We start from the raw sequence: 17,354 nt of genomic DNA, 5'->3' as shown, positions 1-17,354 counted from the left end.
ATGAGTAGCGGACGTATTGTTCAGATTATCGGTGCGGTTGTAGACGTGGAATTCCCGCGTGACAACGTGCCGAAGGTTTACGACGCATTGACCGTCGAAAAAACCGGCCTGACACTGGAAGTTCAGCAGCAGCTGGGCGACGGTGTCGTACGTGCAATTGCCATGGGTCAGACTGAAGGTCTGAGCCGTGGTTTGGAAACGACCAACACTGGCGCTCCGGTATCTGTACCGGTCGGTACTGCCACCCTGGGTCGTATCATGAACGTTCTGGGTGAGCCGATCGACGAATGTGGTCCGATCGGTGAAGAAGAGCGTTACGCCATCCACCGTAAGGCGCCGTCTTACGCGGACCAGGCAGCTACTAACGAGCTGCTGGAAACCGGCATCAAGGTTATCGACCTGGTTTGCCCGTTCGCCAAGGGTGGTAAGGTCGGTCTGTTCGGTGGTGCCGGTGTAGGCAAGACCGTAAACATGATGGAGCTGATCAACAACATCGCGACTCAGCACTCCGGTCTGTCCGTATTTGCGGGCGTTGGTGAGCGTACTCGTGAGGGTAACGACTTCTACCATGAGATGCAGGAAGCTGGCGTTGTAAACGTTGAGCAGTTCGACAAGTCCAAGGTGGCGATGGTCTACGGCCAGATGAACGAGCCGCCGGGCAACCGTCTGCGTGTAGCTCTGACCGGTCTGACCATGGCGGAAAAATTCCGTGATGAAGGCCGTGACGTACTGCTGTTCGTCGACAACATCTACCGTTACACTCTGGCGGGTACCGAAGTATCGGCACTGCTGGGTCGTATGCCTTCTGCGGTAGGTTACCAGCCGACGCTGGCGGAAGAGATGGGCGTTCTGCAGGAACGTATCACCTCTACCAAGACAGGTTCCATCACGTCTATCCAGGCGGTATACGTACCGGCGGATGACTTGACTGACCCGTCTCCGGCAACCACCTTCTCCCACCTTGATGCGACTGTAGTACTGTCTCGTCAAATCGCGGAGCTGGGTATCTACCCGGCGATCGACCCGCTGGACTCCACCTCTCGTCAGCTGGATCCGCTGGTTATCGGTCAGGAACACTACGAAATCGCTCGTGGCGTTCAGCAGACCCTGCAGCGCTACAAGGAGCTGAAGGATATCATCGCGATTCTGGGTATGGACGAGCTGTCTGAAGAAGACAAGCAGACTGTATCCCGTGCGCGTAAGATTCAGCGCTTCCTGTCTCAGCCGTTCTTCGTGGCCGAAGTATTCACCGGTTCTCCGGGTAAATACGTGTCTCTGAAGGAAACCATCCGTGGCTTCGACGGCATTCTGAAAGGTGAATATGATCACCTGCCGGAACAGGCGTTCTACATGGTTGGCACCATCGACGAAGCTGTTGAGAAAGCGAAGGGCCTGTAAGTTCCGCGCGGAACCTTTTAAGAGGTAATCAAGATGGCTATGACTGTTCATTGTGACATCGTAAGTGCCGAAGAGCAGATCTTCTCCGGCCTGATCGAGTTCGTCTCCGTGACAGGTAGCCTGGGTGACCTGGGTATCTACCCGGGTCACGCTCCGCTTCTGACGGAACTGAAACCAGGCCCTGTCGAGCTGCGCAAGCAGGGCGGTGAGGAAGATGTATTCTACGTCTCCGGTGGCTTTATCGAAGTACAGCCGCATAAAGTGACAGTGCTTGCTGATACTGCACTGCGTGCGGGTGACCTGAGTGAAGCTGCCGCGCTTGAAGCCCAGAAGCATGCCGAGCATGCCATGGCTGACAAGACCGGCGAGTTCGAATACTCACGTGCTGCGGCTCAGCTGGCTGAAGCAGCGGCTCAGCTTCGCACTCTGCAGCAGATTCGTCGCAAGATTGGTAAATAACCGACCTTTCGACTGCATGCAAAAAGCAGCCTCAGGGCTGCTTTTTTTGTGTCTGAAAAACGAAATTTATTCAATACTTATGGATATAAGATTTGTAACTCCTGTTTTGATAGTGATCTCCCCACTGGCATAGAAATCTTGGCCGTGATCAGTTCCCTTAAGGTAGTAAAGTCCACCATTAATGGCAGCAGGTCGTGTCTTTTTAGAGGTATAGGTTTTTTTCTCGGATAACCAGCCCTCGGGAGATACTGGGAAAAGATTGGCAAACCCGCTTTCGAATTCACCACCAGAGCTTAGCTGAGAAACTGATACCAGTTTTACCAATGTAAGGCCTTGAGGATTTTTTTCTGTTCTCAGACTGATATTGCCAATATCTCGGCTGGTTCTGGTTGCTTTAAAGGGGTCAATTCGCTCATTTGCGATGGAATAACCTGTTGAAGAAGTTCGTCCCGACAGGGGTTGTGGTAATGTGCTTTGTATAATGCCGTTGGCAGCTGACTGGACAGCCGATTGGATATTAGCACTATTACATCCAGCCATGGCGAGGCAAGCAGGAATAGCAATTGAAGCCAACTTCAGTTTTATGTTCATCGTATATCCTTAATCCTTGATGAGAGTAAAAAAGATCCATTACCTCTTTGGTTAAAATTTTACGTAATTTGTCTTGCAGTACGCAAGTTACCTCATAACAATCCCCACAATGTATTGAATATGATCTGCTGGGCAGCGGCAACTTCACGTGAGTCGATTACCACTGCGGTAGGGTAATTGTCTGAAGCCAACGAAATAATGGCGCAGCGTGGTGGGTAAATTGCAATGTATGCCGCATCAACTGAACCCTCTGTTCGTATCCATTTACGTTCCGAGTACTCGGCGCTCTCACCTCCATCACCGATCGCAATCACCCGCACGCGAATTTTGCGGGCAACCCGCTGAGCCGTGAAGTTGGGAAATGGACGGTACAACAGGGGTCGAATCGGCTTGGAGGAAAACACCGAGTAGACACGTTCATCCTGATCACCAACACGGTTGAGAATATCGCGCAGGACCTGCTCAATCCCGGCATCCCCTTCATAAAACTCCACATTGGCGACGCTGAATTCAGGTTTAAGGTGGTGCAGTTCGGGTATCACACTGCCTTTCAGCTGATTGATCGCCTGATCAAGTTGCTGGCGTCGCTCTTGTGCCAACTGGAGTAATACTTCTGGCTCTCGCGCTGAAAAATAGCGGCGTTTGCCCTTGGGCAGGTAGGTGACGACTCCACGCTGTTGCAGGCTTTTAAGACACTCATAGGTTGTCCCGCGATTGACACCTGCGCGTTCAGCAACGGTTCGTATTGCACTGGGTCCCAATGCAAGCAAGGCCTTGTAAATGCTGACATCACGTTCACTCAGGCCGAGCTGTTCAAAAATCTGCTGGTTCATATTGTCAATTTTTGAGTGACAAAAAGGATTGATCGATTTCGAGTATACGCTAAAGTGCCTGACAACTCTTGAATCAATGGGCCCTGACAGGTGTCAGGGCCGCAAACAGACAAGTTGTGGATGATGAAAACGGATGTAGTGATTCTGGCTGCCGGACAGGGCAGTCGCATGAAATCGGCGTTGCCGAAAGTGATGCACCGATTGGCAGGAAAGCCGATGTTGCAGCATGTTATTGATCGTGCCCGTGCACTTCAGGCTGAAGCGCTGCATGTGGTGATTGGACACGGCGGTGAGCAGGTTGAACAGGCAATGAAGGGTCAGGCAGTGAGTCTTGTCTGGCAGCATGAGCAGTTGGGGACAGGCCATGCCGTGGCTCAGGCGATGCCGCAGATCGGCAACGACTCGATTGTACTGATTCTGTACGGCGATGTACCACTGACGCGTCCTGAAACGCTGCAGCAGCTGACAGATATTGCTTCACAGGGCGACCTTGGGCTGCTGACAGTGAATCTTGAAGACCCAGCCGGATATGGTCGAATCATTCGCAATGCAGTTGGCGATGTGGTGGCCATTGTTGAGCACAAGGATGCCAGCGAACAGCAAAAGCTGATCCGTGAGGTGAACACCGGTATTCTGGCGCTGCCGTCTGCGGCGCTGCATGAATGGCTGCCGCGTCTGTCTGCGAATAACGCTCAGGGCGAATACTATCTCACCGATGTGATCGCCATGGCGGCTGAAGAAGGCATGCGAGTGCGCGCCATCCAGCCGCAAGCCGAGCAGGAGGTACAGGGCGTCAATAACCGTCTGCAACTGGCTCAGCTGGAACGCTGGTTCCAGCAGCAGCAGGCCGAAATGCTGATGGCTGAAGGCGTGACCTTAGCCGACCCTGCCCGTATTGATATCCGTGGTGTGCTGAAAACCGGTCGTGACGTGCTGATCGATATCAACGCGGTGTTCGAAGGCGAGGTACTGCTGGGTGATGGTGTTGAAATTGGCCCCAACTGCCTGATCCGTAATGCGGTGATTGGGGCAGGTTGTCGTATAGAAGCCAATTCGATGATTGATGGCGCTACTGTGGGTGACAATGCGCAGATCGGCCCCTTTGCTCGGCTTCGTCCAGGTACCGAATTGGCCAAAGGCGGCAAGATAGGCAATTTTGTAGAAACCAAGAAGGCTCGTATTGGAGAGGGCTCCAAGATCAACCACCTGACCTATATCGGCGATGCCGAGATCGGTCGAGAGGTTAATGTCGGAGCCGGTACCATCACCTGTAACTATGATGGTGTTAACAAGTCCCTTACCCGTATCGGCGATGGTGCCTTTATTGGTTCCAACAGTTCGCTGGTGGCACCGGTCGATATTGGTGCTGGTGCAACCATCGGCGCTGGCTCTACCGTAACCAAAACCGTGACTGACAACCAGCTGGCGGTGGCCCGTGGCAAGCAGATCAATCTTGATAACTGGGCGCGCCCGCAGAAGAAAGGATCCTGAGCATGTGTGGAATTGTAGGCGCCATTGCAGCGCGCTCCGTGGCCGGAATTCTGCTGGAAGGTCTGCGTCGCCTTGAGTACCGTGGTTATGACTCAGCCGGTATGGCGGTGCTGGACCATGGTCAGATCAGCCGCCTGCGCCGTATTGGTAAAGTACAGGCGCTTGCTGAGGCTTGTGAGAAGCAGCCGCTGGCCGGGCATCTGGGTATCGCCCACACCCGTTGGGCGACCCACGGCAAACCCTCGGAACAGAATGCCCACCCGCACATGTCCGGCGAGCGTCTGGCGGTGGTACACAACGGCATTATCGAAAACTTCGAGCCGCTCAAACGTGAGCTGCAGCAGCAGGGCTATGTCTTCACCTCGGAAACCGATACCGAAGTGGTTGCCCACCTTCTGGATCGCGAGCTCAAACAAGGTCTGACCTTAGTGGATGGGTTGCGCCAGACGTTGAATTATCTGGAAGGCGCCTTTGCACTGGGCGTGATTCATACCGATAGCCCGAAGCAACTGCTGACCGCGCGCAAGGGCAGCCCGTTGGTGATTGGGGTTGGCATTGGCGAAAATTTCATCGCCTCCGACCAGCTTGCACTGCTGCCGGTCACCGACCGCTTCATGTTCCTTGAAGATGGTGATATTGCGGTGCTGGAGGCTGAGCGCATTCAGGTATTTAATGCCAGTGGAGACGTGGTCGAACGTGCTGTGACCACCTTCGAGCATGGCCTGGGCAATGCCGATAAGGGCGAGTTTCGCCATTTCATGCTCAAGGAAATTTACGAGCAACCGCGGGTCATGCAGGCGGTACTGGAAGGACGGACCGCCTCGGGCCACTTGCTTGAGCAGGCGTTTGGCAGTGGCGCAAGTGCAGTGTTTGATCAGGTGAAACAGGTGCAGATCGTGGCCTGCGGTACCAGCTACCATGCCGGCATGGTCGCCAAATACTGGATTGAAGATCTGGTGGGCATCCCCTGTATGGTTGAGGTGGCCAGTGAATTCCGTTACCGCCCGGTAGTGTTGCCTGAGGGGACTCTGCTGTTGACCCTGTCCCAGTCTGGTGAAACGGCCGATACCCTGGCGGCACTGCGTGAAGTAAAACAGCGTGTGCTGGCCACACTGGCAATCTGCAATGTGCCGGGCAGCTCACTGGTGCGCGAGTCTGATCTTAGCCTGATGACCAATGCCGGCCCTGAAATTGGGGTGGCGTCTACCAAGGCATTTACCTCCCAGCTGGTTGCCTTGATGCTGACCACCATTGCGTTGGGGCGTCGTCACAGCCTGACCGCTGAGCGTGAGACCGAGCTGATCGCAGCCCTGCAGCAATTGCCTGAACTGCTGCAACAGCTGCTGCAGCTGGATGGTGCGATTGAGCAGATGTCGACGCACTTTGCCGAAAAGCACCATGCATTGTTTCTTGGTCGTAACAGTCTTTATCCGGTGGCAATGGAGGGAGCTCTCAAGCTGAAAGAGATCTCTTACATTCATGCCGAGGCCTACCCGGCTGGTGAACTCAAGCATGGCCCGCTGGCGCTGGTGGATAAGGAGATGCCGGTCATCGCGGTGGCGCCTCGCAATGGCATGCTGGACAAGCTCAAGGCCAATCTACAGGAAGTACGTGCCCGAGGCGGTGAACTGTTTGTGTTTGCCGGTTGCGAGCAAAGCATCCAGCCAGAGGATGGTGTGCATGTGATCCATCTTCCCGAGATGCCAGCCATACTGGATCCGATAGCCTTTACATTGCCATTGCAATTGCTGTCATACCACGTTGCCGTACTCAAGGGTACGGATGTGGATCAGCCACGCAATCTAGCCAAATCGGTTACGGTGGAATAAGAGATACTTGTGTCACAATGAAAATATCGGTGAAAAATAAAGTTTGATCAAAGTAAATAAAGTTTGATCATTTCCCGTAAAGTCTGATACAAAACTCTCTCCTGCTTTCCCTGCTAGGAGGGAGTTGTGTCGGACGATGCCAACAAACCGTTAGATCCATCGGATCAGAAAAAGCTGAAAGCCCGAGGTCATGGCTTCGGTGCATCTTATAAGCCTTTCATCCAGATCCAGGACCTTAGCAGTTCCGGTGAAAGTGTCCGGGCCCCTGGTCGCGTGACCGGGCGTATTCACCATCTTCTTTCCGGTATTGAGTTTGCTGCCTTTAGCATCTTCGACTGGTATCACGATACAGCGGATATCAGAGAGCAATTTCCACTTCCGCTGGAGGAGACAATTCGCTTGTGCGCCGAAATGGGCATCAAGCATCCGCAAATCAGAGGAAAGCTCAAGATTGTAACTACGGATTTGCTGGTGGATTTCCGTGAGGGCCCTCCCTTGGCCATCGCAGTAAAGCCTGTCTCAGAATTGGGCAAAGCCCGGACGATAGAAAAGTTACAAATTGAAAAGGCCTATTGGGAGCAAGCTGGCGTTGGATGGAAGCTATTCACTGACCGAGAAGTATCTCCTTCTCTCAAAGAGAACCTTCAGTGGATCAGGCCTGCTCTTGCCGACATTCGCTGGGAGCAGTTCAGTAGTGAGGTAGAGGATTCCAGCTCTACAGAATTGATTACTAGGCTTGCTACCTATTCTGAGCAAAAAGCTACGAGGTGTTGTGCTCGCTTGGATGATGAATATGGGCTTGAGCCTGGTTCACATGTGCAAATGCTGCGGTATGGGGTAGCAACACGACAAATAAAAGCACCACTTCAAAAAGCATATCACGACTGGAAATGCTCAGAACTCGTTTTTGATGGCGTGGCCTCTACACAATGGAGGTTAAGTCATGCAAATTAATACAGTTCTACAAGCTCCTGTTTCAGAGCAGAGAATCCGAGTTCTGTTCACCAACCTTGAAAATTATCAGGTGATTGATGTTGATGATCAGAATGCTTGGCCGTTTACATTAACGTCAGAAGAGCTGGAAGACTTCCAGGAAACCACAGACCCTTTCCCGATCCCTTCAGTCCAGGAAGGCACATTAGCTGCGCAAAAGCGTGATGAAGCAGTATCTGCACTGAAGCCCCTACTCGAGAAGCATGAAGCTTTATTCGAGAAGAAAACGCGGAATGAACTCATAAGATTGGCGGTCGAACAATCGGGACGACCTCGCCTGTTCATTGTTCGTGCTCTTCGCCGTTTCTGGCAAAGAGGGATGTCTCCGAATGCTCTCGCACCTGACTATCAACAATGTGGAGGGAGTGGCAAGCCACGACGAAATTTGGACAAAAAGCTGGGCCGGAAGCGTTCGGTCTCACCGGGGGAAGGACTTGTCGTAACTGAGGATGTGGCGGATATATTTCGCACGGCAATTGAGACAAGCTATCTCGTAGGAAAGCCAGTGCCGATGTCAGTTGTACTCAATAAAGCCAACGGCCTCCTGCGGTCCCGTTACCCTGATATAACACCAGGTCGATTGGCGACACGGGGCCAGCTTCAATACTTCTACTCTAAGAACTATCGAAAGCATGAAGCTGAAAAACGTCGAATGCCAGCTCGGGCATACGATAAAGACATCAAACCCCTAATCAGTACGGCAGCGACCAATAATTTCGGCCCAGGAGCTCGTTACGAAATTGACGCAACCATAGTGGATCTGTATCTGGTTTCAGATGAAGACCCTGAAAAAATTGTAGGGCGTCCAGTGTTGTATCTCGTGAAGGATGTATTCAGCCGTATGATTGCAGGTATGTATATCGGCTTTGAAACACCCTCGTGGGTTACTGCAGGTATGGCTCTAGCGAATGCGTTCTGCAGCAAGGTTGAGTACTGCGCGCGTTACGGTATTGAGATTACTGATAGTGACTGGCCTGCAGTCGGTATTCCGGCCAGCATTCTGGCAGATAGAGGTGAGCTGCTTTCCCGTCAGGCTGACACACTGGTGAATCGATTTGGAATTCAACTAAGCAACACCAGAGCCTATAGAGGCGATGACAAGGGTATCTGCGAGCGGCACTTCAACACTATTCAAGCTGAGTTCAAACCCTATGTTGGCGGAGTGGTAGAGCCTGTTAATGGCAAAAAACGGACAGGGAAACGCTACGAGCTTGATGCAGAGTTGGGCCTATCTGCTTTTACGGAGATGATGATTCATCTTGTACTCCGCCATAACACCAGTCATGTCGTAAAAGACTACGATTTCGCTCCGGATATGCCGAATGATCTGGCAGCTGTTCCTATTGCGCTTTGGAACTGGGGAGTTAGCAACCGGACAGGAAAGCTGCGTACCTGTGACGAGAGGCTAGCCAGAATTAACCTGTTGCCAAACGAAACTGCAACGATTTCTGAGGTAGGTATCAAACTGCGTGGAATCAACTATACATGCCAGGAAGCGTTGAAAGCTGGATGGTTCGACCGGATCAAACAGAACCGTCCAACCAAAATTGAAGCAGCTTTTGATCCTCGAAACACCAATGAGATATTTATCAGACCAGTTGCTGGCGATGATGAGTATTGGGTCTGCGATCTTTCAGATCGTAGCCGCAGCTATCGAGGAATGACATTTGTGGAAGCGGCTCAAAAGCAATATGAGAGAAAGAGAGCACAGGCATCTGCCAAGCAGCGGGCAGACTATTCAAGTATCGACACCTTGGATGCTATCGACCATATAGTCCAACGTGAGCGAGCGAAGAAACCCTCAAAGCCATCTCTGCCAGCGAGCCGTAGGTTGATGGGCATTCGTGATAATCGGCGCGATGAGTTGGCAGCAGAACGTCAGCGTACATCATTAAGTAAGCCAGATTCTGCCAGTTCCACTGGCCATAAGGCTTTGGTTATCGATATCAAAACGCGAAGTGAACCCTGCCTGGATTATCCTGATCTGGATTCGTTCTTGGAGGATGGAGATGATTAAGCATCCCCTGGCGCATTACATCGAGGCCGAAATCCCCGACTATGCTGGGCATCCTTTGATTAATGCACTTCCGCCGATTAATTCCCCTCAGGAAACGGCTAAGAAGCTAAATCGTTATCCAACGGTTGGCGACAGTGAGAAGAAGCTGCCTGGGCACATTCGTCGCCATGCGATGATGAGGATATTGGATCAGTTCCTCTATCCGACCAAGTCGCATTTGCAACTGGAACAAATGCTCTCGAGCATGATTCGTCGGGGCTACCTGAGTCGGAACATAGCCGATGCCAGCCACCAACGTAATCTTGATACTGTTGGTTATACAGACTTCAAATCTGCCAGCCGTAATGCAGGCAATGAATCTCTGGTTAGTTCGGTGATTGGCTGCTCGGGAACAGGTAAATCGACAGCTGTAGAGGCGATTCTGAGCTGCTATCCGCAAGTGATATATCACCCTGACTATCAGCATACCCAGCTGGTTTGGCTGAAGGTTGAGTGTCCCCATGATGGTTCCGTCAGGCATCTCTGCATCAACTTTTTCAGAGCGGTTGATGATGCCCTTGGCACAGATTATCAACAGTTATTTGTAAAATCGCGCTCTTCTGCAGAGTCGATGCTAGGTGACGTAGCGAGAGTAGTTGCGCTTCATTCGGTAGGCTTGCTGGCTATCGATGAAATTCAGCACTTGGAAAAATCCAAGTCGGGAGGCTCCCAGAAAATGCTGAATTTCTTTGTCACCCTGACCAATGTGATCAAGGTGCCGGTGCTGTTTATTGGTACCCCGAAAGCACTGGATCTGTTTACACCGACCATGCGTTCAGCTCGCAGGGCTGCCCAATTTGGCAGTCTGAACTGGAACCGCTTCGAACGTTCAGACAAGCCGGAACAAGACGCGGAGTGGGAGCGTTTCATCAAAAGGCTCTGGAAGCTGCAGTGGTTTGAAGCTCCGACTCCACTCACTGAGCCGATGAAAGACTTGTTCTGGGAGTTCACCCAGGGTATCCCTCATGTAGCGGTATCGCTGTTCTATCTCTGTCAGACCCGTGCTGTCATGGCCAGACGAGAGGTGATCGATCAGCTTCTTGTAGAAAAGGTCTTCAATGAAGAGCTTTCGCTAATCCACCCTATGATTAAGGCATTGCGAAGTGGCAGAAAAGAACAAATTCTGGCCTATGCTGACTTGGACATACCAACTGATACTATTCGCGCATCTGGCATCCATGTTGCTGATCCAGAGCTTCCACATACTTCTACTGAGCCTCAACAAGCCAGCAAAGCCCAACAGTTGATCGATATGTTGATGCAAATGGGTATTGGATCGGACATAGCCCCCGTGGTGGCCGAACAAGCTATTGAAGAGAAACCGGATGAGGATCTTTTGGGTCTGGTTGCACATATTCGAGCCTTACAGGAAAAGCCTACCCCTAAGCAGGTTTCTAAGAAAGCAGTGGCCAAACCGGCCAAGCCGGTGTATCTGAAAAATGATTTGCGGCTGGTTCGACAGAGCAGTGGTACTGAGACCTATAGCAAGTTTCAGGAAATGGGCGTTGTTATCCGGCTGGACAGCTTCCTGTGATTAGATCCGACCACATGGTATCAGACTTAATATACTAATGGGTTCGAAAGTAAGCGAACATCATTTATAATGTAGGCTCCGTTCGCCAAGCTTATCGGATATTTACACACATGCGCCACGATGACGGTCGTAAACTTGATCACAAAACATTAGAAGCCATTCGCGTTCGCGCCGTTCAACGGGTCATGGATGGCGAGAGTCCAGAAGTCGTCATCAAAGCGCTGGGGATGAGCCGAGCACGAATCTATGAATGGCTGGCTGCCTACCGCGAGGGTGGCTTTGACGCGCTCAAGGCCAAGCAGATTTCCGGTCGTCCCAAGAAACTGAGCGGTGCTCAGATCCGGGAGCTGTATATCTGGATAACGACCTTTACGCCGGACCAGTTGAAGTTTGATTTTGCCCTGTGGACTCGGGGCCGAGTGCGTGAGCTCATCCGGCAAAAGTTCAACGTCCGGTTAAGCGATGTCTCGGTCGGTCGTCTGCTTCGAAACCTGGGGCTGACGCCTCAGAAACCCCTGCATCGGGCCTACCAGCAAAAGCCAGAGGCCGTGAAACAATGGAAAGAAGAGACCTACCCGGAAATTCGCAAGGAAGCAAAAAAAGTCGGCGCCACCATCTATTTCGGCGATGAAGCCAGCATTCGGTCTGATTATCACAGTGGCACCACCTGGGCACCCAGGGGTGAAACTCCGATCATCCGTAATACGGGCAGTCGCTTCAGCATCAATCTGATCTCGGCCATCTCGCCTCGCGGCGAGCTTCGCTTTAAGACCATTCAGGGCAACATGAACACCGATGCGTTTCTTGGTTTCCTCAAGGCTCTGGTGCAAGACGTTGACAAGCCGGTTTTCCTGATCCTCGATAACCACCCGGTTCATCATGCTCGTCGGGTTCGAGACTATGTTGAGAGTCTCGACGGCAAGCTCAGGTTGTTCTTCCTGCCGCCGTACTCGCCGGAGCTGAATCCTGACGAGTCTGTTTGGGGCTATATCAAATACCATCACGTCGGTAAAAAGATCATTAACAGCAAAGAACAACTTCGGAGCACTGTTTACCGGCAGCTTCGACGTTTGCAAAAATTGCCACGACTATTGAAATCGTTTTTTGGCCATCCGGATTTGGCTTATATCTCCGGGTAATGTTCGCTTACTTTATTTCGAATTAGTAAGTGCAAGGCTGTCCTTGCCCACCCTTAAGGCCACACCTTGAATTGCTGCCCGTTTCCAGATCCACCCCACCATAGTCAGCACCTGGAAGCGCGACCTATTGGAGAGCGCGTCCGACCTCCTCGAAGGCAAGAGTATAGTCGGTAAGCAATTCGATGAACTCAGCACGGACGAACTGTACCGTGAGATTCGCCGACTGACGGTGGAACGCAATTTTTGTTGCTTAAGCTCCTGGGTGGCTCGTTCCACTTTGGCTGAGCTCCATGTATTTCACAGAGCCCTTCGGAAAATCCTTGCGAACCAAAAGCACTTCATCAACCTGTCACGTCAGTGACACGACGGTGTCATCTCTCAGCTTTACCGTTCAATTGTAACTCGCAATACGGCGAGCTTATTTATTGCAAAAGGTGATCCTGTGGCGCCAACTCAATCAACCAATGTGATGCTTCGAGTCGAGAGTATGGGCGTAACCTACCCGGGAAACGTCCTCGCGCTCAAACCCACCAACGTTCACTTTCACAAGGGCGAATTCACCGTGCTACTGGGACTTTCAGGCGCGGGTAAATCCACTCTGCTTCGTTCACTGAATCACCTGGTTAAGCCCACAACCGGGAAGGTTGTGTCTGGCGAGTTTGGTGAACTGACCAACCGTAGAATCCTGCGACAGCACCGCAGCCGCACCGCCATGGTGTTCCAGCATCACCAGCTGATCGAACGATACACCGCGTTACAGAATGTGCTGACAGGCAGACTTGCGTATCACGGTACTTGGCGAAGCCTGCTTCCCCTGCCCCGGCAGGACCTGGAGTTGGCTCTGCAATGCCTCGACCGCGTAGGTCTGGCTGACAAAGCGCTTTCCCGAGTAGATCAGTTGTCCGGCGGCCAGCAGCAGCGGGTTGGAATCGCCAGAGCATTGGTGCAGCAACCATCCATGATTCTTGCCGATGAGCCCGTTGCCAGCCTGGATCCGGCCACTTCTGAAAAGGTACTCGGCCTACTGCGCGATATTTGTCAGGAAGATGGAATCACCGCGGTTATTTCCTTGCACCAATTGGAATACGCCCAGCGTTTTGCAGACCGGATCATCGGCCTTTCGAACGCTCATATCGTTTTTGACGATGCTCCTGAAAACCTGAAATCGAAACACCTGGACGAGATTTACCACCGTTCACCCAGCGTGGTAGCTGCGGAAGGCAAACCAGCCATCCATAAACCTAAGACCACCCCGATAACGACAGACGTACTGGAGATAGCACAATGAAGACAATGATTCACTCTTTGCTGGCTCTGATAATGATGCTCGGCATCCATTGGTCAGCCCATGCCGCAGATACAGACCCTGATCTTTTGAAAGTTGCCTTGCTGCCGGATGAGAACGCGTCAGAACTGATCAAGCGAAACCAACCTTTGAAGGATTACCTGGAAACCACTCTTGGTAAGGAAGTAGAACTGATTGTTACCACCGATTACTCCTCCATGATCGAAGCCATGCGTTTTGGCCGAATTGACCTGGCTTACTTTGGTCCGTTGTCCTATGTGATGGCCAAGAGTAAGAGTGACATTGAACCCTTTGCCGCCATGGTGGTAGACGGGAAGCCGACTTATCGCTCCATCATTATTGCCAATGCGGACTCTGGCGTTGGCTCCTTCGCGGATATCAAAGGCAAGAAAATGGCCTACGGTGACCGCGCATCCACTTCCAGCCACCTGATCCCCAAGACCGTACTCCTTGAGAAGGCAGAGCTCGAAGCCGGAAAGGACTATGAGGCTCATTTCGTCGGTAGCCATGACGCTGTTGCGGTTAACGTCGCCAATGGCAATGCCGACGCCGGAGGGTTGTCCGAAGTTATCTTCGAGCATGTGATGGACCTCGGTTTGATTGATCGGAGCAAGGTCAAAGTGCTGGGCTACAGCGGTGACTTTCCTCAATACCCCTGGGCCATGCGTTCGAACCTGGCCCCTGAGCTGAAGAGCAACATTCAGAAAGCCTTTCTGCAGATCGATGACCCGGAGATTCTCGACAACCTGAAGGCTGAGGGATTCGCGGCAATTACCGACGAAGATTACGATGTCATCCGCGCTATGGGTGGCCTGCTCAATCTTGATTTCGCAAAAATGTGAGGAGTGCCCCATGAACTATACAACGACGGAACCGGCGACTCTGTCGCCGGCCCCGTCGGCCTCCGTGCTGGATGAGCACGCGAAAGGCTGGCGGAAAAAACTCGGACAGTCGCTGTTAGTGCTGCTCATCATTTTTGTCGCAAGTTGGCACGTAGGGCTGCTCAATTTCAATACACTTGCCAATGGCGTGCCAGCCATAGGCACACTCATTGGCGAATCTCTTCCACCTGACTTCACCAATGTGGCCAGCTGGGTGTCGCCGTTAATCGACACGCTTGCGATGAGCATTGCCGGTACTGCCATTGCAGTAACCTTGTCTGTGCCACTGGCATTCCTGGCTGCGCGCAACACCTCTCCACATCCGGTGGTGTTCCAAGTAACTCGAACCCTTTTAAACGGTTTGCGTTCAGTCCCGGAACTGATCATGGGCATCATCTTCGTGGCTGCTGTTGGTTTTGGGGCGTTGCCTGGCGTACTGGCGCTCGGTCTTCACTCCATTGGCATGGTTGGAAAGTTTTTTGCCGAAGCGATTGAGCATGTAGATGAGGCGCCAGTGGAAGCGGCCGATGCTGCCGGCGCTACTCGCTTGCAGGTGCTCTATCACGCCGTGCTGCCACAAGTACTTCCTCAATTCGCGGACGTGTCCATTTATCGCTGGGAATACAATTTCCGTGCCTCGACCGTAATGGGCATGGTGGGTGCCGGTGGTATTGGCTTCGAATTGATGGGCTCGCTGAGAATCATGCAGTATCAGGAAGTCAGCGCCATTCTCATTGTCATCTTGTTGATGGTCACCGTCGTGGACAGTCTCAGTGGCCGCCTTCGTAAGAAATTCAAATAAGGACCATCTATGAAACCCAAGGTTGTGATAACCCATAAGATCCATGACAGTGTTCTGGATGAACTTGCCCAAGATTGCGAGCTGGTCACCAACCAATCCGGCGCCACGTTGCCCCAGGAGGAAGTGGCTGCGCGCGTTGCAGACGCTGATGCGATGATGGCGTTCATGCCAGACCGAGTTGGAGTGGAGTTCCTACAGGGGTGTCCGCGCTTGAAGGTGATTGGTGCAGCCCTGAAAGGCTATGACAACTTTGATGTGGATGCCTGCACGCGTCATGGGGTTTGGCTGACATTTGTACCGGATTTGCTAACCGTGCCTACTGCAGAGCTAACGGTCGGGCTGACGATCAGTCTCACCCGACAAGTCAAGGCGGCGGACCACTTCGTTCGATCCGGTGAATTTACTGGCTGGACACCACGCTTCTATGGGCAGGGGATCGAAGGCTCACGGATTGGTATTGTGGGTATGGGGGCCATCGGCCAAGCGGTGGCGCAGCGCCTGAACGGATGGGGAGCGGATTTAATCTATTCCCAGCCGGAACGTTTACCCGTGCAGCATGAGCAGGCACTGGGTTTGTCCCATACTCCCCTCAAGATGCTGCTGGCCCAGTCAGATATTGTGATCCTGGCACTGGCGCTCAATGAGCAAACCCTCCACACCATTAATCGCGAAACGCTAACAGGAATGAAACCGGGCGCATTCCTTATCAATCCCTGCCGTGGATCTGTGGTGGATGAGGGTAGTGTTCTGCAAGCGCTTCAATCCGGTCAGTTGGGGGGGTACGCCGCTGATGTGTTTGAGATGGAAGATTGGGCGAGAGAAGATCGTCCGAGGGAGATCGCCCAGGGGCTCAGGGCCCACCCCAACACGCTGTTTACTGCTCACATCGGATCGGCAGTCAGCCAGGTGCGTCTGGCTATCGAGCAACGCGCTGCTCGGAACATTCTGCAAGTGCTTCGGGGTGAGCGGCCGGGTGATGCGATCAATGATCCCAGTGGCCGCGAGAGCGGCCCATGCTGAATCTTGTCTGGCTGAAGAGTTTCGTGGCGGTGCTGGACCACAACGGGTTTCAGGCCGCAGCCCGCCAGTTGGACATCGCACAACCCACACTGTCCCAGCACCTTCAAAAACTCGAAAACCAACTTGGCGTTTTATTGGTCCACAGGGGGCGCTCTGGCTGTGAGCCAACCCGGGCTGCCTTAACCTTGTTGCCTTTTGCCCGAAGTCTGCTCCGGCTGGAGGAGCAGGCGAGATCTTCCATTATGGAGGCTCGACTTCGCGTTGGGGCGAGCTCCAATATTGGGATTTATATGCTCCAGCCCTACATCCGTCGTTACAAGGAGCTGGGCGTAGGGCCCGAGGTGGATGTGGTAATAGATTCCAATCCGACTATTGCACGGCATTTATCGGACGGTGAGCTGGACGTGGCGATTATGGAGTGGTGGCATGATCTACCCGGATTCCATGCTCAGGCGTGGCGTAACGAGCCCGTTGTTCTAATCGTTCCGCCTGGTCACCCGTTAGCCCGTCGAACCGATATCGACCGCGATACGCTGTCTAACATGGCTCTGATCGGCGGCGAACCCGGCACCGGCACTGGCCGGCTTTTGGCGACCTACTTCGGTGAGCATGGGCCATTTCCGACGGTATCTATGCAGCTGGGTAGCACCGAAGCCGTCAAGCAAGCGGTTAAGGTCGGACTTGGCGCATCGTTGGTGCTTGAAAGTTCTGTACGGGAGGAGGTCCAAAATGGAAGTCTGGTGGCTATTCCCGTGAGTGAGCCTGGCCTTAGCAAGGAGCTGATGGTGATTTATCCGAGCAGCCTGGACAAACACAGGCCAGTATACTCGTTTGTTGGGCATCTCTGTGAATAGCTATTGGGTCCACCTCACGCATATCTAGGGAAGCTGCGAATAAGTCCACTGCATGGGATAATGCCCGCTGTACACGATTGAGGACGCACCGATGGATCAGCAACTTACATTCGCGGACAGCGAGTTCAGCAACAAGCGCCGTCAAACCCGCAAGGAAAAGTTTCTGGG

The 17,354-nt window shown here is 52.7% G+C and carries 15 protein-coding genes; 13 read left to right on the top strand and 2 right to left on the bottom strand.

Annotated elements, in window-relative coordinates:
* Nucleotides 1–1,398, top strand: coding sequence for a F0F1 ATP synthase subunit beta (gene atpD / locus ABIE61_RS09495; protein WP_091827873.1), 1,398 nt, complete (start codon nucleotides 1–3; stop codon nucleotides 1,396–1,398).
* A 33-nt stretch (nucleotides 1,399–1,431) separates the two neighbouring features.
* Nucleotides 1,432–1,857, top strand: a complete 426-nt coding sequence (locus ABIE61_RS09490; RefSeq protein WP_091827872.1) for a F0F1 ATP synthase subunit epsilon — start codon at nucleotides 1,432–1,434, stop codon at nucleotides 1,855–1,857.
* A 66-nt stretch (nucleotides 1,858–1,923) separates the two neighbouring features.
* Here ABIE61_RS09490 and ABIE61_RS09485 read toward each other — a convergent pair whose 3' ends face one another.
* Entirely contained in the window at nucleotides 1,924–2,448 is a 525-nt protein-coding gene (locus ABIE61_RS09485) for a flagellar basal body L-ring protein FlgH (RefSeq protein WP_354408835.1), read from the bottom strand.
* 92 nt (nucleotides 2,449–2,540) lie between these two features.
* Nucleotides 2,541–3,281 carry a TrmB family transcriptional regulator gene (locus ABIE61_RS09480; RefSeq protein ID WP_091827871.1) on the bottom strand — a complete coding sequence of 247 codons (741 nt, stop codon included), beginning with the start codon at nucleotides 3,279–3,281 and terminating at the stop codon, nucleotides 2,541–2,543.
* Nucleotides 3,282–3,404: 123 nt separating this feature from the next.
* On the opposite strand from ABIE61_RS09480, the gene glmU reads away from it, so the two are divergent.
* The 11 genes from glmU (at nucleotide 3,405) to ABIE61_RS09425 (ending at nucleotide 17,186) form a co-directional block, all read left to right on the top strand.
* On the top strand, nucleotides 3,405–4,772 hold the full coding sequence (gene glmU, locus ABIE61_RS09475; RefSeq protein WP_354408833.1) for a bifunctional UDP-N-acetylglucosamine diphosphorylase/glucosamine-1-phosphate N-acetyltransferase GlmU: 1,368 nt from the start codon (nucleotides 3,405–3,407) through the stop codon (nucleotides 4,770–4,772).
* A gap of 2 nt (nucleotides 4,773–4,774) precedes the next feature.
* Complete coding sequence (gene glmS, locus ABIE61_RS09470; RefSeq protein ID WP_354408830.1) at nucleotides 4,775–6,601, top strand: glutamine--fructose-6-phosphate transaminase (isomerizing); 1,827 nt, start codon at nucleotides 4,775–4,777, stop codon at nucleotides 6,599–6,601.
* 126 nt (nucleotides 6,602–6,727) lie between these two features.
* The gene (locus tag ABIE61_RS09465) at nucleotides 6,728–7,555 is read left to right on the top strand and encodes a heteromeric transposase endonuclease subunit TnsA (RefSeq protein ID WP_027853441.1); all 828 of its coding nucleotides are present in this window, start codon (nucleotides 6,728–6,730) and stop codon (nucleotides 7,553–7,555) included.
* Nucleotides 7,545–9,611 carry a TnsB C-terminal domain-containing protein gene (locus ABIE61_RS09460; RefSeq protein WP_232912178.1) on the top strand — a complete coding sequence of 689 codons (2,067 nt, stop codon included), beginning with the start codon at nucleotides 7,545–7,547 and terminating at the stop codon, nucleotides 9,609–9,611. Before ABIE61_RS09465 ends, ABIE61_RS09460 begins: the two co-directional genes overlap by 11 nt.
* Nucleotides 9,604–11,184 (top strand): ATP-binding protein, encoded by a 1,581-nt coding sequence (locus ABIE61_RS09455; protein WP_027853439.1) that lies wholly within the window; start codon nucleotides 9,604–9,606, stop codon nucleotides 11,182–11,184. The genes ABIE61_RS09460 and ABIE61_RS09455 overlap by 8 nt, the downstream gene beginning before the upstream one ends.
* Nucleotides 11,185–11,294: 110 nt before the next feature.
* On the top strand, nucleotides 11,295–12,323 hold the full coding sequence (locus tag ABIE61_RS09450; RefSeq protein WP_054645368.1) for an IS630 family transposase: 1,029 nt from the start codon (nucleotides 11,295–11,297) through the stop codon (nucleotides 12,321–12,323).
* Between the two features lie 469 nt (nucleotides 12,324–12,792).
* Nucleotides 12,793–13,611, top strand: coding sequence for a phosphonate ABC transporter ATP-binding protein (gene phnC / locus ABIE61_RS09445; RefSeq protein ID WP_020833797.1), 819 nt, complete (start codon nucleotides 12,793–12,795; stop codon nucleotides 13,609–13,611).
* Entirely contained in the window at nucleotides 13,608–14,471 is an 864-nt protein-coding gene (gene phnD, locus ABIE61_RS09440; RefSeq protein ID WP_058579628.1) for a phosphate/phosphite/phosphonate ABC transporter substrate-binding protein, read from the top strand. The genes phnC and phnD overlap by 4 nt, the downstream gene beginning before the upstream one ends.
* 10 nt (nucleotides 14,472–14,481) lie before the next feature.
* Nucleotides 14,482–15,312: a phosphonate ABC transporter, permease protein PhnE gene (gene phnE, locus ABIE61_RS09435; protein ID WP_020833798.1), complete on the top strand. Its 831-nt coding sequence runs from the start codon at nucleotides 14,482–14,484 to the stop codon at nucleotides 15,310–15,312.
* Nucleotides 15,313–15,321: 9 nt separating this feature from the next.
* Entirely contained in the window at nucleotides 15,322–16,332 is a 1,011-nt protein-coding gene (locus ABIE61_RS09430; protein ID WP_011783502.1) for a phosphonate dehydrogenase, read from the top strand.
* The gene (locus ABIE61_RS09425; protein ID WP_011783503.1) at nucleotides 16,326–17,186 is read left to right on the top strand and encodes a LysR family transcriptional regulator; all 861 of its coding nucleotides are present in this window, start codon (nucleotides 16,326–16,328) and stop codon (nucleotides 17,184–17,186) included. The genes ABIE61_RS09430 and ABIE61_RS09425 overlap by 7 nt, the downstream gene beginning before the upstream one ends.
* Nucleotides 17,187–17,354 lie beyond the last annotated feature (168 nt).

This window comes from Marinobacterium sp. MBR-111 (assembly GCF_040547585.1).
Classification (GTDB): domain Bacteria; phylum Pseudomonadota; class Gammaproteobacteria; order Pseudomonadales; family Balneatricaceae; genus Marinobacterium; species Marinobacterium iners.
Note: the sequence above shows the minus strand (reverse complement) of the source record. Positions and strands in the feature narration are given on the sequence as shown.

Excerpts from the sequence above, each read along its gene's own strand:
- glmS (WP_354408830.1), top strand. The coding sequence starts at position 4,775 with ATGTGTGGAATTGTAGGCGCCATTGCAGCGCGCTCCGTGGCCGGAATT.
- phnE (WP_020833798.1), top strand. The coding sequence starts at position 14,482 with ATGAACTATACAACGACGGAACCGGCGACTCTGTCGCCGGCCCCGTCG.
- glmU (WP_354408833.1), top strand. The coding sequence starts at position 3,405 with ATGAAAACGGATGTAGTGATTCTGGCTGCCGGACAGGGCAGTCGCATG.
- ABIE61_RS09425 (WP_011783503.1), top strand. The coding sequence starts at position 16,326 with ATGCTGAATCTTGTCTGGCTGAAGAGTTTCGTGGCGGTGCTGGACCAC.
- phnD (WP_058579628.1), top strand. The coding sequence starts at position 13,608 with ATGAAGACAATGATTCACTCTTTGCTGGCTCTGATAATGATGCTCGGC.
- ABIE61_RS09430 (WP_011783502.1), top strand. The coding sequence starts at position 15,322 with ATGAAACCCAAGGTTGTGATAACCCATAAGATCCATGACAGTGTTCTG.
- ABIE61_RS09490 (WP_091827872.1), top strand. The coding sequence starts at position 1,432 with ATGGCTATGACTGTTCATTGTGACATCGTAAGTGCCGAAGAGCAGATC.
- phnC (WP_020833797.1), top strand. The coding sequence starts at position 12,793 with ATGCTTCGAGTCGAGAGTATGGGCGTAACCTACCCGGGAAACGTCCTC.
- ABIE61_RS09450 (WP_054645368.1), top strand. The coding sequence starts at position 11,295 with ATGCGCCACGATGACGGTCGTAAACTTGATCACAAAACATTAGAAGCC.
- atpD (WP_091827873.1), top strand. The coding sequence starts at position 1 with ATGAGTAGCGGACGTATTGTTCAGATTATCGGTGCGGTTGTAGACGTG.
- ABIE61_RS09460 (WP_232912178.1), top strand. The coding sequence starts at position 7,545 with ATGCAAATTAATACAGTTCTACAAGCTCCTGTTTCAGAGCAGAGAATC.
- ABIE61_RS09455 (WP_027853439.1), top strand. The coding sequence starts at position 9,604 with ATGATTAAGCATCCCCTGGCGCATTACATCGAGGCCGAAATCCCCGAC.
- ABIE61_RS09485 (WP_354408835.1), bottom strand. The coding sequence starts at position 2,448 with ATGAACATAAAACTGAAGTTGGCTTCAATTGCTATTCCTGCTTGCCTC.
- ABIE61_RS09480 (WP_091827871.1), bottom strand. The coding sequence starts at position 3,281 with ATGAACCAGCAGATTTTTGAACAGCTCGGCCTGAGTGAACGTGATGTC.